The 16,279-nt window shown below is 41.9% G+C and carries 14 protein-coding genes; 11 read left to right on the forward strand and 3 right to left on the reverse strand.

What is annotated here, in order from left to right; all coding sequences use genetic code 11:
* The first annotated feature begins 12 nt into the window (after positions 1–12).
* Genes queA through yajC form a run of 3 tightly spaced genes read left to right on the forward strand, consistent with a single transcriptional unit; the run spans position 13 to position 2,519 of the window.
* Complete coding sequence (queA, locus tag ABEQ24_RS19615; protein WP_430008371.1) at positions 13–1,041, forward strand: tRNA preQ1(34) S-adenosylmethionine ribosyltransferase-isomerase QueA; 1,029 nt, start codon at positions 13–15, stop codon at positions 1,039–1,041.
* A 29-nt stretch (positions 1,042–1,070) separates the two neighbouring features.
* Positions 1,071–2,213, forward strand: coding sequence for a tRNA guanosine(34) transglycosylase Tgt (tgt, locus tag ABEQ24_RS19620; RefSeq protein ID WP_070879764.1), 1,143 nt, complete (start codon positions 1,071–1,073; stop codon positions 2,211–2,213).
* 21 nt (positions 2,214–2,234) lie between these two features.
* Entirely contained in the window at positions 2,235–2,519 is a 285-nt protein-coding gene (gene yajC / locus ABEQ24_RS19625; protein WP_430008372.1) for a preprotein translocase subunit YajC, read from the forward strand.
* Between the two features lie 59 nt (positions 2,520–2,578).
* On the opposite strand, the gene ABEQ24_RS19630 is transcribed toward yajC, so the two are convergent.
* Positions 2,579–2,959 (reverse strand): TIGR04086 family membrane protein, encoded by a 381-nt coding sequence (locus tag ABEQ24_RS19630; RefSeq protein WP_430008449.1) that lies wholly within the window; start codon positions 2,957–2,959, stop codon positions 2,579–2,581.
* Between the two features lie 151 nt (positions 2,960–3,110).
* Here ABEQ24_RS19630 and ABEQ24_RS19635 point away from each other — a divergent pair, with 151 nt between their 5' ends.
* Positions 3,111–3,761, forward strand: coding sequence for a DUF421 domain-containing protein (locus ABEQ24_RS19635; RefSeq protein WP_430008373.1), 651 nt, complete (start codon positions 3,111–3,113; stop codon positions 3,759–3,761).
* A gap of 3 nt (positions 3,762–3,764) precedes the next feature.
* Here ABEQ24_RS19635 and spoVB read toward each other — a convergent pair whose 3' ends face one another.
* Complete coding sequence (gene spoVB, locus ABEQ24_RS19640; RefSeq protein WP_430008374.1) at positions 3,765–5,327, reverse strand: stage V sporulation protein B; 1,563 nt, start codon at positions 5,325–5,327, stop codon at positions 3,765–3,767.
* Positions 5,328–5,472: 145 nt separating this feature from the next.
* Here spoVB and ABEQ24_RS19645 point away from each other — a divergent pair, with 145 nt between their 5' ends.
* The 7 genes from ABEQ24_RS19645 (at position 5,473) to dtd (ending at position 14,278) form a co-directional block, all read left to right on the forward strand.
* Positions 5,473–5,766: a post-transcriptional regulator gene (locus ABEQ24_RS19645; RefSeq protein ID WP_430008375.1), complete on the forward strand. Its 294-nt coding sequence runs from the start codon at positions 5,473–5,475 to the stop codon at positions 5,764–5,766.
* A gap of 40 nt (positions 5,767–5,806) precedes the next feature.
* On the forward strand, positions 5,807–8,053 hold the full coding sequence (gene secDF, locus ABEQ24_RS19650; protein WP_430008450.1) for a protein translocase subunit SecDF: 2,247 nt from the start codon (positions 5,807–5,809) through the stop codon (positions 8,051–8,053).
* A 130-nt stretch (positions 8,054–8,183) separates the two neighbouring features.
* Entirely contained in the window at positions 8,184–8,528 is a 345-nt protein-coding gene (locus tag ABEQ24_RS19655) for a LapA family protein (protein ID WP_430008376.1), read from the forward strand.
* A 60-nt stretch (positions 8,529–8,588) separates the two neighbouring features.
* On the forward strand, positions 8,589–10,937 hold the full coding sequence (recJ, locus tag ABEQ24_RS19660) for a single-stranded-DNA-specific exonuclease RecJ (protein ID WP_430008377.1): 2,349 nt from the start codon (positions 8,589–8,591) through the stop codon (positions 10,935–10,937).
* Positions 10,938–10,953: 16 nt separating this feature from the next.
* A complete protein-coding gene (locus tag ABEQ24_RS19665; protein ID WP_223436925.1) occupies positions 10,954–11,466 on the forward strand; it encodes an adenine phosphoribosyltransferase in 513 nt (170 codons plus the stop codon).
* A 156-nt stretch (positions 11,467–11,622) separates the two neighbouring features.
* Positions 11,623–13,815, forward strand: coding sequence for a RelA/SpoT family protein (locus ABEQ24_RS19670; protein ID WP_070879772.1), 2,193 nt, complete (start codon positions 11,623–11,625; stop codon positions 13,813–13,815).
* A 16-nt stretch (positions 13,816–13,831) separates the two neighbouring features.
* Positions 13,832–14,278: a D-aminoacyl-tRNA deacylase gene (dtd, locus tag ABEQ24_RS19675; protein WP_430008378.1), complete on the forward strand. Its 447-nt coding sequence runs from the start codon at positions 13,832–13,834 to the stop codon at positions 14,276–14,278.
* A gap of 123 nt (positions 14,279–14,401) precedes the next feature.
* Here the strand turns inward: dtd and ABEQ24_RS19680 are convergent, their stop codons facing one another.
* Positions 14,402–16,150, reverse strand: coding sequence for an SH3 domain-containing protein (locus tag ABEQ24_RS19680; RefSeq protein WP_430008379.1), 1,749 nt, complete (start codon positions 16,148–16,150; stop codon positions 14,402–14,404).
* Positions 16,151–16,279 lie beyond the last annotated feature (129 nt).

Below are 16,279 nucleotides of genomic sequence, written 5' to 3' on the forward strand. Positions count from 1 at the left end.
AGGTGAAAAATAATGAAAGTAGATTTATTTGATTTTAACTTGCCTGAGGAACTAATTGCACAAGTGCCGCTTTTAGAAAGGGATGCTTCTAAACTGATGGTCCTTAATAAAGAGACTGGCACAATTCAGCATGAACAATTCAGATCCATCATTGATTATTTTCATGAAGGTGACTGTCTCGTACTGAATAATACCCGTGTTCTGCCTGCCCGTTTAATTGGGGAGAAAAAAGACACAGGGGCTAAAATTGAACTGCTGTTGCTTAAGCAAGAGCAGGGAGATGTCTGGGAAGTCCTCGCGAAACCGGCAAAACGTGTGAAAATCGGAACGGAGCTTGTATTTGGAGACGGCATTCTGCATGCTGTCTGCACAGGGGAGTCTGAACACGGCGGGAGATTGCTTGAGTTCAAGTATGAAGGAATTTTTTATGAAGCATTAGATTCTTTGGGGAAAATGCCGCTTCCTCCATATATTAAAGAGCAGCTGGATGACCAGGAGCGGTACCAGACTGTCTTCTCCAGAGAGAGAGGGTCAGCTGCAGCCCCGACTGCTGGACTGCATTTTACAGAGCAGATCTTAAATCAATTGAAAGATAAGGGTGTTCATATTGTCTTTATCACTCTGCACGTTGGTCTTGGAACTTTCCGGCCGGTAAACGCTGATGTAGTTGAAGAACATGAGATGCATGCTGAATTTTATCAAATGAGTGCAGGAACAGCCCAGCTGCTTAATCAAGTACGCGCTGATGGCGGACGGATTATTTCGGTTGGGACTACTTCAACACGCACTCTTGAAACCATCGCTTCAAAAAATAATGGAACATTCATTGAGGACAGCGGATGGACAAACATCTTTATTTATCCCGGCTATGAATTCCGTGCAATTGATGGAATGGTAACAAACTTCCACTTGCCTAAATCATCTTTGATCATGCTTGTAAGTGCCCTGGCAACAAGAGAGCATGTCATGAATGCCTATGAAACGGCAGTCAAAGAAAAATACCGATTCTTCAGCTTTGGCGATGCCATGCTTATCATCTAAAGAAAAACAGCCTTGAAGGAGGAAAAAAGGTGTCATCACCAATACGTTATGAATTAATTAAAACCTGTAAACAAACCGGTGCAAGACTCGGCCGTGTTCATACACCTCATGGGTCATTTGAAACGCCTGTGTTTATGCCCGTAGGAACGTTGGCTACTGTAAAGACAATGTCCCCGGAAGAACTCGTGCAGATGGGTGCAGGCATCATCTTAAGCAATACGTATCATTTATGGCTGCGTCCCGGTCATGAAATCGTAAAGGAAGCGGGGGGACTGCACAAATTCATGAACTGGGACCGCGCGATTTTAACGGATTCAGGCGGCTTTCAGGTCTTCAGTTTGAGCGAGTTCCGCAAAATAGAAGAAGAAGGCGTGCATTTCAGAAATCATCTGAACGGCGATAAATTATTTTTGTCCCCGGAAAAAGCGATGCAGATTCAAAATGCTCTCGGTTCTGATATTATGATGGCATTTGATGAATGTCCGCCGTTCCCTGCTGAATATGACTATATGAAAAAATCAGTGGAGCGGACAAGCAGATGGGCAGAGCGCTGCCTGAACGCTCATGAGCGTCCTCAAGATCAAGGGTTATTTGGAATTGTACAGGGCGGAGAATACGAAGAATTAAGAAAGCAAAGTGCCAGAGATTTAGTTTCAATGGATTTCCCTGGCTATGCTGTCGGCGGTCTTTCCGTTGGAGAACCAAAAGACATTATGAATCGTGTGCTTGAATCGACAACTCCATTGCTTCCTTCCAATAAACCTCGTTATCTGATGGGCGTCGGCTCTCCGGATTCTTTAATTGACGGAGCTATCAGAGGAATTGATATGTTTGACTGCGTACTGCCGACACGAATTGCGCGCAATGGCACCTTGATGACAAGCAGCGGGCGTTTAGTTGTAAAAAATGCTAAGTATGCACGTGATTTCGGTCCGATTGATGAGAATTGCGACTGCTACACTTGCCGCAATTACAGCCGCGCTTACATCCGTCATCTAATGAAGTGTGACGAGACTTTCGGGATCCGATTAACTTCTTACCATAACCTTCATTTTCTGTTAAAATTAATGGAGCAGGTCAGACAGGCAATCCGTGAAGACCGATTAGGCGATTTCAGAGATGAATTCTTTGAACAATATGGGTTTAACAAGCCGAATGCTAAAAACTTCTAACACTTGAAAGGGGTGAAAAATATGGAATTATTAACTACGGTTGGTCCGTTAATCTTAATGTTTGCGATCTTTTACTTTTTATTGATCCGTCCTCAGCAGAAACAGCAGAAGAAAGTGCGTGAAATGCAGGACAGTCTTTCAAAAGGCGACAAAATCGTAACGATTGGCGGTATGCACGGCATCGTTGATTCAATCGACGAAGAAAAAGTAATCGTCAAAGCCGGCGATGGCTCACGCCTCACATTTGACCGCCGCGCTGTTCGCGACGTTGTTGAACAAAAAGGCATCACGATGGAAAAAGCCTAATACATAAGGCATGAACAAAAAGAAGCGCAGTCTTTGCGCTTCTTTTTCCTTTTTCTGAATTATTTCGAAGAACCCGATAAATTCACTCCCATTACTCCGCCGAGCATGGCAATAGCAAGGAAACCTCCATGATACATCGTCTGCTCCATTGTAAATGTTTTTCCATATCCTAAAAATTGAAATAAAAAGATGATTAATGTATAAAGGACCGCTGTTGTGCCCCCTACAAGCCATCCGCGCTCTTTTCCTTTTCCGCCGGCAATAAAACCTCCGATGAAAACAGCTAAAAATGAGAGGCCCAGTATAAACCATTTAATGGAATCTTCCGTTAATCCAGTGAATTTAAGCAGCAATGAAAAAAGTAAACTTGTTGCAAGTGCTGCCATCAAAATGCTGGATAATCCGTAAAGAATGGCTTTACTCCATCTTCGCGTTTCGATTGCAATCTCCCCCTTATCCCTGTCAGCTTGTTTTTGCTCGTCTTATTACCATCCTATTCACATCCAAACAAAATAGAATCAATTTGCTTTACATGAAAATGATTTATCCGTTCAAAATAAACCTATCTATGCAAGCAAAGGGGGATCTATAGTGGAAGAGTCATTAATTATAATAGCAAGGACGATTTTTTTATATTTTATGATTGTTATTATCTTCAGACTGATGGGAAAACGGGAAATTGGCGAATTAAGCATCCTTGATCTTGTTGTCTTTCTGATGATCGCCGAAATGGCGGTAATGGCGATTGAAAATACGGAGGATCCCTTAATACATACCATTATTCCAATGTTTTTACTTTTGGGAATTCAAATTGGACTTGCTTATCTGTCGCTTAAAAATCAAAAACTAAGAAAACTGCTGGACGGAAAACCGACAATCATCATTGATAGAGGCAAAATCAATGAACATGCGATGAAAACCCAGCGGTATAATTTTGATGATCTTCTTACCCAGCTCAGGGAAAAAGATATTAATGATTTAAGTGAAGTGGATTTTGCCATCCTTGAACCATCTGGTAAGCTTTCTGTTATAAAAACAGAAAATGACCATGAACATCAGGAGCTGCAGCTGCCGTTAATTATTGACGGTACAATTCAGGAGGAGAACCTGTACCGCATTGGCAAAACAGACTTCTGGCTCCGGCAGCAGCTTAGGGATCTGGGCTATTTTGATATCAAAAATATCTCCTTTTGCACACATAATAAAGGGGCATTTTTCATCGATTTGAGAGATGAAAAATAATCATCAGCGTGGTGCAAACTTAGAAAGCGTGTTTCCTATATAGGGTATCCTTTTTATTTCTTCCTTGTGAACTAAGCGGAAGATAACCAAAAGAATGCAGTAAACTGTAAAAGTAAACATAACCGAAAGAATTAACTTTTTTCCCATGCCGAGGGAAAGCAGCTTGTAGAAATAAAAACCTGCTATGCCGGAGAGAATCATTGTCAAAAAGCACCTGGCATATTCTCCAATTCGAATTGAGAGAGAGATCACCTTCATGACGGTTGCTAAATGAAGCAGCGTGACAAGCATAATTCCCGCTACAATAGCAAGTGCGGCCCCCATGATTCCAAGAGATGGCCGCGTTGCTAAAAGAAAGATCAGGGCTGTTTTAATAGCAGATCCGACAAAGCTGTTAATCATGGCTGCTTTTGCCAAGTTTAGAGCCTGCAAAACGGCTTGAAGAGGTCCCTGAAAATAATAAAAGATAAAAAATGGAGCCATAACCTGAACAAAAATGGCGGCGTGGCTGCTTCCGTACATGACGGTCATCATTGGCGTGGCATAAATATATAAAATAACTACGGCGAATCCGCCTGTCACAAGTGACAGTCTGAATGCCTGCTGAAGCCTGTGCTGGACAAGGTGCAGCTTTTTTTGCGCCATAGCTTCGCTGATTGCCGGGACTAGTGCAGTAGATAAGGAATATGTAATGAAGGACGGAAGCATTAGAAGCGGAAGGGCATACCCTGTTAATTCGCCGTACTGTTTGGTTGCCATCGCTGCTGTAAATCCTGCTATAGCCAAGCTTTGGGCCACAACAATCGGCTCAAAAAACCAGGCAATGGAACCGATCATGCGGCTTCCGGTTGTCGGAAGCGCTATGCTCATTAAGTTTTGGAAGGTATCTTTTCCGTCGTGCAGAGATTTAAAGAACTTCCTGCGGATTTTAAATTTCTTTTTCATTTTAAACATTGAGAATAAATAGAGGAGAGAAATCAGTTCTCCGATGACAGCAGATGCCATGGCTCCTGCTGCTGCGTACTCAATTCCATATGGCAGGAATGTTTTTGTGAAAACCGCGATTAATGAGATTCGGACGATTTGCTCAAGTACCTGTGAGATTGCTGCAGGACGCATGTTCTGCTTTCCTTGAAAATATCCTCTTAAAACAGATGAAATGGCGATAATTGGAACAACCGGTGTTATCGCAAGGAGAGGATACAGTGTTCTTGGGTCAGTCAGTAAAGAATTTGATAAATAGGGAGCGAGAAGAACGATCGCCGGAGTAAATAAAAGACTAAGTGATCCTGTAATGGCAAGCGACACAATCAGGATTTTTTTGATTTTCCGCTGATTTCCCTCAGCTTCAGCTTCCGCAACTAATTTTGATATTGCTACAGGCAAACCAAACTGGGTAATCGTAATAATCAGAACCAGTGTAGGCATCGCCATCATATATAGCCCAACGCCTTCCTCCCCGATAAAACGAGCCACAACTATCCGGTTTATAAAGCCCAGAACCCTTGTAATGAGACCGGCCGCAATCAAGATTAACGTTCCCTGCAGAAATGTTTGCTTTGACATGGCTTTCCTTCCTTCTCAAATAGCTTGTAATCATATACAATTACTATATGCGCTATGATTGGCCAAGCATGACAAGTATGTTCAAGCTTAAGGCTTATTCAAAATAAATTATCCCGCAAATGATCAGGTGAAGGAGCGTGTCATGATGGAAAAAGTTGAAATCGAAAAATACCGCCATCACGTAAAGCCGGCGCTAGTCAGCAAAGCAGAGGAATTTAAAATTCTTGATTACGGCGAGGTGACAGTAGAAGAGCTTTGGAATTTCCTAAGAAATAAAAAATGGAAGAAAAAGAATGAGCTGATGGTGTATGAAATGGTTGCTGATATCATGGCCATCAAGCCAAACGAATTCATGACATTTGCTACGATTGAATCCTATAAGGCGGGCAGCTGGTTTGAAAGCGAAGAAGGCAAAAAGCTTGGTATAAGTGAAGGATAATACATATTGAATGGTTTTTCTTTAAGGAGGAAACAACATGATAAAAAAAGGACGCATACTTGCTTTTTTCTTACTCGTCCTTTGCGTAGGCAGTTTGATTGGCGCTTTTGGTAACAAAGCCGCAGATAATATTTTGCTTGGTCTGGATCTTCAGGGCGGATTTGAAATTCTTTATGATGTAGAGCCTGCTAATGAAGGCGACAAAATTGACCGCAATGCCCTTGTCAGTACAGTGAATGCTCTGCAAAAGAGAGCGAACGTGCTTGGAGTCAGTGAGCCGAACATCCAGATTGAAGGCGAAAACAGAATCAGAGTGCAGCTTGCCGGTGTAAAGGATCAAAACCAGGCAAGAGAAATTCTTTCAACACAGGCAGAACTGACATTCCGTGATGTAAACGATAAAGTCATGATGAATGGTTCGGATCTTGTGGAGGGCGCGTCCAAGCAGACGTTTGATCCCGATACACAAGAACCAATTGTGGCAGTTAAACTGAAGGATGCTGCCAAGTTTAAAAGCGTAACAGAAAAGATCGTAGCTATGCAGCCTGAAAATCAGCTTGTCATCTGGCTTGATTTTGAAGAAGGCGATTCGTATAAAAAAGAAGTTGTAAAAGAATCTCCTAAATTCTTATCAAATCCGAATGTAGGCGAAGTTTTCAACACAACTGATGTAACCATTACTGGACAGTTCACAGTTGAAGAAGCTAAGGATCTGGCGAATCTTCTAAATGCAGGATCTCTTCCTGTTAAACTCGATGAAACGTATTCTACTTCCGTAGGAGCGCAGTTTGGTGAAGAAGCACTGCAGAAAACGGTTCTTGCGGGTATTGTCGGCATTGGAATCATCTTTGCCTTTATGCTGTTTTTCTACAGATTGCCAGGTATCATCGCTGTTGTTACTTTAAGTACGTATATTTATCTTATTCTTCAGATATTCGATTGGATGAATGGGGTATTAACTTTGCCAGGTATCGCTGCCTTAATTTTAGGAGTAGGGATGGCGGTTGATGCCAACATTATTACTTACGAGCGGATCAAAGAAGAAATCAAGCTTGGAAAATCAGTCCGATCTGCTTTCAGAGCTGGCAGCAGACGCTCTTTTGCAACCATCTTTGATGCAAATATTACAACGATGCTTGCAGGAGGGGTACTGTTCTTCTTTGGAACAAGCTCTGTTAAAGGCTTTGCAACAATGCTTATATTAAGTATTCTTTTGAGCTTTTTAACATCTGTCTTTTTATCAAGAATCCTGCTGTGGCTCCTTGTAGAGAGCAGATGGCTGGATAAGAAACAGGGATATTTCGGCGTGAAGAAGAAAGATATTATTGATTTGAGCAAGTCCACTGAAGATGTAGACGCACCTACAAGCTTTGATAACGTGGATTTTATTAAGCATCGGAAAAAGTTTTTTGCTCTATCTGGCCTGCTCCTTGTAGCCGGAATTGTTCTTTTGCTTGTGATGAGGCTGAACCTTGGCATTGATTTTGCCAGCGGCACACGTATTGAGGTGGGCTCAGATCAATCATTAACAGCAGAAGAAGTGGAAAAGGAATTTGCTGAACTTGATCTTGAAACAAAAGACATCGTTCTCTCAGGCAATAATAATCAAATTGCCGTTGCGAGACTTATCGGCGTCCTTGACAAAAATGAAATTGCCGAAGTGAAGGATCATTTTAACAAAGCATATGGAAAAGAACCGAGCGTAAGCACAGTTTCGCCGACAGTCGGGAAGGAACTTGCCCGAAATGCAATGTACGGAATTTTAATTGCATCTATCGGAATTATCATTTATGTTTCCATCCGCTTTGAATTTAAAATGGCACTTGCATCAATTATCGCGCTTTTACATGACGCATTCTTTATCATTGCGTTCTTCAGCATCACAAGGCTTGAAGTGGATATCACTTTTATTGCAGCCATATTGACGATAGTAGGATACTCGATTAATGATACGATCGTCACCTTTGACCGGATACGAGAGCTATATAAAAAGACAAAAGTGAAAACATACGATGATTTAAAAACTATCGTAAACCGCAGTCTTCAGCAGACGTTCACTCGTTCTTTAAACACTGTTTTAACAGTTGTTATCGCTGTAATTGCTTTGCTGATTTTCGGCAGTGAGTCGATTCTGAACTTCTCAATTGCCCTATTGGTTGGGTTAGTTTCAGGAACATATTCCTCCTTATTCATCGCCTCGCAGCTTTGGATGATCTGGAAATGGAAAGAGATTAAGAAGAAAAGCACGATGAAAAAAGTTCAGGAAAATGACGAACCAGTCGTTTAACAAAGAACCGCGAGAAATCGCGGTTCTTTAATTTTGACCCTGACTGGTTAGGATAAGAACATATTCATTTGTTTTAATGAATGCCAAAAAAGGGTAAATGAAAAGAGATTTTTCAAAAGGGGGAAAGAAAATGAAGAGACAATGGAGCTTTATATTTGCGATCCTTTTTGCACTTATTGTTGCAATTTTTGCTGTCATAAATGTGGATCCGGTTGAAGTGGATTATTTATTCGGCGAAGCCAAATGGCCGCTGATTCTGATTATTCTAGGTTCTGTTCTGCTTGGAGGCTTAATGATTGCTTCTGCAGGATTAACAAGAATTTACGCTCTTCAGCGCAAAGTGAAAGTCCTTGAAAAAGAAAAGACAGAATTATTGAATGAAAACGAATCGCTGAAAAAAGATCCGCGTGTTCATGAAACGAACAGCAGTGCACATGGCGCCAAGCAAATAGGCCAAACATCAGAGGAATTATAATTTCCAGTTTGTCACCCCTTACCTACTCTAGTATAATAGTGTGGTTAAGGGGTGATTTTTTTGCTGAAAGCGAAGACTAGATGGGATATTTCCAAACCCCATCCGGATAAAGCTGATGAATTGATAAATGCGATGAATGTTACGCCTCTGGTTGCTTCCCTGCTGCTAAATCGCGGAATTGAGACTGCTGAACAGGCGGACCAATTCCTGAATATCGAAAAGCATGGTTTTATTGATCCATTCCTGCTTCTTGGAATGGACAAAACGGTTAAGCGTATAAATGATGCCATTGCAAATCAAGAAAAGATTTTGATTTTTGGAGATTATGATGCAGATGGAGTGAGTTCTACGACTGTTCTGCTTGAAACGCTGAACTCACTCGGAGCTGCTGCTGATTTTTATATACCTAATCGATTTACTGAAGGCTACGGTCCAAATGAGATGGCTTTCCGACATGCTCATAATGAAGGCTTCTCTTTAATTATTACAGTGGATACAGGGATCTCCGCCGTGAATGAAGCGGCTCTTGCAAAAGAGCTTGGCGTTGATCTGATCATAACCGATCATCATGAACCGGGACCGGTTCTTCCTGATGCTTACGCGATTATCCATCCAAAGCAGCCTGACTGCCCCTATCCATTTAAAGAGTTAGCGGGTGTTGGTGTAGCTTTTAAGCTTGCCCATGCATTGCTCGGGCAAGCTCCTGAGCATTTGCTGGAAATTGCTGCAATCGGAACCATCGCCGATCTTGTTCCGCTTCATGGAGAAAATCGGCTGATTGCACGTCTAGGAATTCAGCAACTAAAACGAACAGAACGAAAAGGATTAAAAGCGCTGCTTAAAGTGGCAGGAGCTGAAGGAAAAGATGTAAATGAAGAGACGATCGGATTTGCGATCGGGCCGCGGATAAATGCCGTAGGGAGGCTCGAATCTGCTGATCCGGCTGTTCATCTCCTTATGACAGAAGACGCTGATGAGGCTCAAAGTCTTGCAAAAGACATTGACCTGCTCAATAAAGAAAGACAGAAAATCGTCTCGCAAATTACCGAAGAAGCGATTGCACAAGTAGAATCTTTGTATCCGATTGAGGAAAATCGGGTGCTTGTTCTAGCAAAAGAAGATTGGAACCCCGGGGTTGTCGGAATAGTAGCTTCGAGAATGGTGGAGAAATATTACCGGCCTACAATTATCTTAAATATTGATCACGGCAAGGGAATGGCTAAGGGATCTGCAAGAAGCATAGCCGGTTTTGATTTATTTGCTAATTTGTCAGAGTGCCGGGAGATTCTGCCGCATTTTGGAGGACATCCAATGGCTGCTGGAATGACTCTTAACATAGAAGATGTTGATCAATTAAGGCAGCGATTGAATGCTCTTGCAGCTGATAAGCTGACTGAAGACGACTTCATTCCCCTTAAAAAAATTGATGCGGAATGTGCTTTAACCGAAATTACTACGGACTCCATCGAAGAAATCGGACTGCTTGCTCCATTTGGAATGAGCAATCCAAAGCCTCTCTTCCTGCTTGACTCTGTTCAACTTGGATCAATGAGGAAAATAGGTTCAGATCAAACACATTTGAAGCTTGCGGTTGAACAAAATCATCAGCAGCTAGATTGTATCGGATTTGGATTCGGGCATCTGCACGATCATATGGCACCTCTTGCAAAAGTGTCAATGGTTGGTGAATTATCCATTAATGAATGGAATAACTTCCGTAAACCGCAATTTATGATTCAGGATCTGGCTGTAAATGAATGGCAGCTGTTTGATGCCAGAGGCACCCGCAATCTTCACAAAGCGGTTGAAAAAATGAATGACAAAAAAAATGTCCATATTGTTTTCCAAAAGGAAACACTCACTTTGCTTGAAGGTCTGGACCTTAATCTTCTTTTTTGGGAAAATGGCCAAGCAGCAGAAGGTTTGGATTTAAAGAATAAATATGTCACGTTCATTGATACGCCATCTTCAATAGACCATCTGAATGCTCTTTTTGAACAGGCCCGTCCTGACCGGATCTATGCTATTTTCCATCAGCATATGGAACATTTTTTTGCCACAATCCCGACAAGGGAACATTTTAAATGGTATTATGGATTTTTGAAACAAAAAGGGTCATTTGACTTAAAAAAACATGCAGAAGCGCTTGCCAGGCATAAAGGCTGGTCAAAAGAAACAATAGATTTCATGTCACAGGTGTTTTTTGACCTGGAATTTGCTACAATAGAGAATGGCATTATTTCTGTCAATCATCATCCGCCAAAAAGAGATCTAGCCGAATCTACTGCGTATGCTTCTAAGCTGCAGCAATTAGAGCTTGAAAATACGCTATTATATTCGTCATACCAGGATTTAAAAACATGGTTTGATGAAAGAATGAAAATATCGTCAACGCTTGTCAATGCATGAGGAGGACAAACTTAATATGGATTTAAAGAAATATGTAACAGTGGTTCCGGATTATCCGAAGCCTGGTATTCAATTTAAAGATATTACTACACTAATGGACAACGGTGAAGCTTACCGCTATGCAACAGATCAAATCGTTGAATATGCGCGCAAGCAAAACGTTGATATAATTGTAGGACCGGAAGCCCGCGGATTTATCATCGGCTGCCCTGTAGCTTATTCACTTGGAGTAGGCTTTGCGCCAGTCCGCAAAGAAGGCAAGCTTCCTCGCGAGGTTGTACGCGTAGAGTATGGACTTGAGTATGGCAAAGATGTGCTGACAATGCATAAAGATGCCATCAAACCGGGTCAGCGCGTGTTAATCACAGATGATCTGCTTGCTACAGGCGGAACGATTGAAGCATCCATAAAATTGGTAGAAGAGCTTGGCGGAGTCGTTGCCGGCATTGCTTTCTTAATTGAATTAAGCTACCTTGACGGACGCAGCAAATTGGATGATTACGATATTTTGACTCTGATGAAATTTTAATCACATAGGGAAAAGCACTCGGGAATGGGTGCTTTTTCTATATTAAGGCAGGTACCAGCCATTATTTTGCCACAGAAAAGTCAGTATTTCTCTTTACTTCTTCTGTGTTTTTCATGATAATAGGTACAATAAAGTTTTCATTGTAAAGGTGATTCCATGGCTAATGAACAAGTACTGACTGCTGAGCAGGTCATAGAGAAGGCAAAACGATATTTAACGGATGAAGACTTGCTTTTCATTCAGAAAGCCTATGATTTTGCAGAAGAAGCGCATCGTGAACAATACCGTAAATCGGGTGAACCATATATAATTCATCCTATACAGGTCGCAGGGATTTTAGTTGATTTGGACATGGATCCGTCGACAATCGCGGGTGGATTTTTACATGACGTCGTAGAAGATACGGACGTGACACTTGATGACTTGAAACAAACATTTAATGATGAAGTCGCCATGCTAGTGGACGGGGTTACAAAGCTCGGAAAAATTAAATATAAATCTCACGAAGAACAACAGGCTGAAAATCATCGTAAAATGTTTGTCGCAATGGCACAGGACATTCGTGTGATCTTAATTAAACTTGCTGACCGTCTTCACAATATGCGCACTCTTAAGCACTTGCCGCAAGAAAAACAGCGGAGAATCTCTAATGAAACACTTGAAATTTTCGCGCCGCTTGCACACCGGCTGGGGATTTCAAAGATAAAGTGGGAGCTTGAGGACACAGCTCTGCGCTATTTGAATCCGCAGCAGTATTACCGCATCGTGAATTTGATGAAGAAAAAGCGTGCAGAACGCGAGCTTTATTTAGAAGAAGTCATTGGAGAAGTGAAAAACCGGGTACATGAAGTAAATATTAAAGCTGATTTTTCAGGCCGTCCAAAGCATATATACAGCATCTACCGAAAGATGGCCCTTCAAAATAAGCAATTCAATGAAATATACGACTTACTTGCTGTTCGGATTGTTGTGAACAGCATTAAGGATTGTTATGCGGTCCTGGGCATAATCCACACTTGCTGGAAACCGATGCCGGGCAGATTCAAAGATTATATTGCCATGCCGAAGCCCAATATGTATCAATCCCTTCATACTACAGTGATTGGTCCTAAAGGGGATCCTCTTGAAGTTCAGATCCGAACGAATGATATGCACACGATTGCAGAATACGGGATCGCTGCGCACTGGGCTTACAAAGAAGGAAAAGAGACAGAAGAGCAGTCAACACTTGAACAAAAATTAACATGGTTCCGCGAAATTCTTGAGTTCCAAAATGATACAACGAATGCAGAAGAATTTATGGAGTCATTAAAAATCGATTTATTTTCTGATATGGTGTTTATTTTCACGCCTAAAGGCGATGTGATTGAAATGCCTTCAGGCTCTGTTCCGATTGACTTTGCCTACCGCATCCATTCTGAGATCGGCAACAAGACAATCGGTGCAAAAGTAAACGGCAAAATCGTTACCCTTGATTATAAATTAAAAACCGGCGATATCATCGAAATCATGACATCAAAGCATTCTTACGGTCCTAGTCAGGATTGGCTAAAGCTTGCCCAAACGTCTCAGGCGAAAAATAAAATCCGCCAATTCTTCAAAAAGCAGCGCCGCGAGGAAAATGTAGACAAGGGCAAAGAAATGGTCGAGAAAGAAATTAAAAATCTCGAATTTGAATTAAAAGAAGTATTAACGAGTGATAATTTAAAGCGTGTTGCTGAAAAATTCAATTTCTCAAATGATGAAGATATGTATGCTGCTGTAGGATATAACGGCATCACGGCTGCACAGGTTGCGAATCGCCTGACTGAAAAATGGCGCAAAAAACGCGATATGGAACAAGAGAAAGATATTTCAGAAGTCATTTCTGAAGTGCGTCCATATTCATCTAAAAAGCGTGACAGCGGGGTCCGTGTAAAGGGAATTGACAACTTGCTGATCCGTTTATCAAAATGCTGCAACCCTGTACCAGGCGATGAAATCGTCGGGTTTATTACAAAAGGACGCGGTGTATCTGTTCACCGTGATGACTGTCCAAATGTGCATACAGAAGAAGCACAGGCCCGTCTGATCCCGGTTGAATGGGAAACACAGCTTGATGGCCGCAAAGAGTACAACGTTGAAATCGAAATACTCGGCTATGACAGAAGAGGACTTTTAAATGAGGTCCTTCAGGCTGTCAATGAAACAAAGACCAACATTTCGTCAGTTGCAGGCAAATCTGACCGCAACAAAGTAGCTACAATCAACATGGCGATTGCCATTTCAAACATAAGCCATCTTCACAAAGTTGTGGAGAGAATTAAGCAGATTTCTGATATTTATTCCGTAAGAAGAATTATGAATTAGAAAGGGTTTTTCTGTTTTGAGAATTGTTGTCCAGCGCGCTAAAGATGCAGAAGTAAAAGTAAATAACGAAACAGCCGGCAAAATTTCTGAAGGATTTATGCTTTTAGTAGGTGTCACTCATGAGGACACTGAACGGGATGCTGACTACCTTGCAGATAAAATTGCCAATCTGAGAGTTTTTGAAGACGCGGAACAAAAAATGAATCTTTCCCTGATTGATGTGGGGGGACAAGTCTTATCCATTTCTCAGTTCACTCTTTACGGTGACTGCAAAAAAGGAAGAAGACCGAATTTCATGGCAGCTGCGAAACCTGATCAAGCAGAGCCTTTATATGATTACTTCAATTCAAAGCTTCGTGAAAAAGGCATTGCCGTTCAAACAGGGGAGTTTGGCGCCATGATGGATGTTTCATTTACAAATGCCGGTCCTGTTACATTGATTCTGGAATCACAGGCGAATTAAGAAAACCGCCGGGCACTCGAGTGCCCGGCGGTTTTCTGTTTTATGAAATGTAAAAAGATGAAATCCTTTGAACCAGCACACAAGCAAAAAAACACTCAAGCGAGAGCCTGAGTGTTTTTTTGCTTATTTAAAATACTGCGCCAGTCCGTAATAGATCCCTTGTGCCACTCTTTCCTGATAGGCATTTGAGCGTACGGTAAGCTCCTCGGTGCTGTTGCTGACATAGCCAAGTTCGAGGAGAACAGCAGGCTGGTTATTTTCGCGGATTACATGATAATCCCCAAATTTTGTTCCGCGGTCTTTTAACTTCGTTTGTTTCATTAATTCCGAATGAACAGGTGATGCCAGTGGCTTATCTTTAGACTCACTGTAGTAATAAGACGTCATTCCATTAACGCTTCTATTATTGATGCTGTCAAAATGGAGACTTATAAAAGCGTCTGCATTTCTGTAATGAGCTGTGCTTACACGTGAGCTTAAGCTTATATAGCTGTCACTGCTGCGTGTTAAATGCACGTCCGCACCAGAAGCTTTCAGCTTATCATAAACGAGCTTGGCAGTAGACATCGTGAGATTCTTCTCAAGTGAGCCTCTAGTGCCGATTGCTCCTCCGTCACGTCCGCCATGTCCGGGATCAAGAACAATGGTTTTATTTTTCAAGTAAGAGGTAACATCTCCGCCCGGTCTTGAGACAGAACTGCCTTCACCTGATTGTGATACTACCCATCCTGCTACATAACCTGCAGTATTGCCTGAGAGTTGGATCTTAAACCAATCGCCTTCTTTGCTGATAACAGAAAATTGTTCTCCTGCATTAGCGCGTCTTAAAATGCTTTGATTCGTAGATGGGCCTTTTCGAATATTTGTCCCATCCTGCAAAATGCTGACTTTAGATTGGCTTGGTGTGTTGCCTTTTTCCGTATTTCCCTGTCCGCCAGAAAGGGAAATATAGGAACTGGAAACCCAGCCTTTTTTATTTCCTGAGTATTTAATATGATGCCAGCTGTTCTTTGTTTCAAGAATGTCGACCTCTGCATTTTTTGTAATGGAACCAATTACAGAGCCATTTAAGCTGCCGCTGCTGCGGACATTCAGGGAGCTCGCTGTTACTTTTCCTTTTTTGCCGCCGCTTACAGGCGCCTGCACGGAATCTGCAGAAATGAAATCACTATGTACCCAGCCTTTTTGACCGTTAAATTGAATTTCGTGCCATTTATCCTGTGTCTTAGTAATTGCAACAGAAGCATTTTTTTTCAAGCTGCCGATAGTGGCGGCTGATGTTGAAGGCTTGTTGCGCACGTTCAGTGAAGTCGCAATGACCTTTCCGCTTCTGGAGCCTGATGGATCAGGTGCTTTAGCTTGTTCCTTTTTTTGCATGGAAACAAATTGACTGGAAACCCAGCCTCTTTTCCCATTGTAGGAGATCTCGACCCAATTTGAATTTTGCTGAACAAATGCTGCCGTTTTTCCCTTGTCAAATGTGCCTGTTACCTGAAAGCTTGTGCCGGGGCCGCTGCGAATTCTTAAATCTTCGGCATTAGATTTGACCGTATCAGAAGAACTGCCTGAGCTTGCTTTCGGTGCTTGGCCGGATTGCTGAAGAGTGACCAGCCATGAGGCTACCCAGCCCTTGTTATTGCCTGATAATTGGATTTGATACCAATCATTTTTCTGGTCTGTGATGGAGTACACAGCCCCTTTTTTCACACTGGCGATGACTGAATAGCTTAGTCCAGGGCCGCTTCTGATGTTTAATCCATCAACAGCAATGACTGCTTTTTTTGTTTCAGCTGATGCAGATTTGGGCATCATTTGAAGCTGAGACATGATAAGCAGGATGCTAATAATGGAAACGAGTAGTTTTCGAAACAATGATCGATCCTCCTTTTTCATAGTTAACTTATAATACTTTCGCTTTTTATATCGGCTATCCCTTGTGACATTTGATATATTTTTCGGGAAAAAGGAAATGCTAAAGGATAGACAGTTAAAAAGGAGCAA

The organism is Metabacillus idriensis, assembly GCF_050483325.1.
GTDB lineage: Bacteria > Bacillota > Bacilli > Bacillales > Bacillaceae > Bacillus_P > Bacillus_P idriensis_A.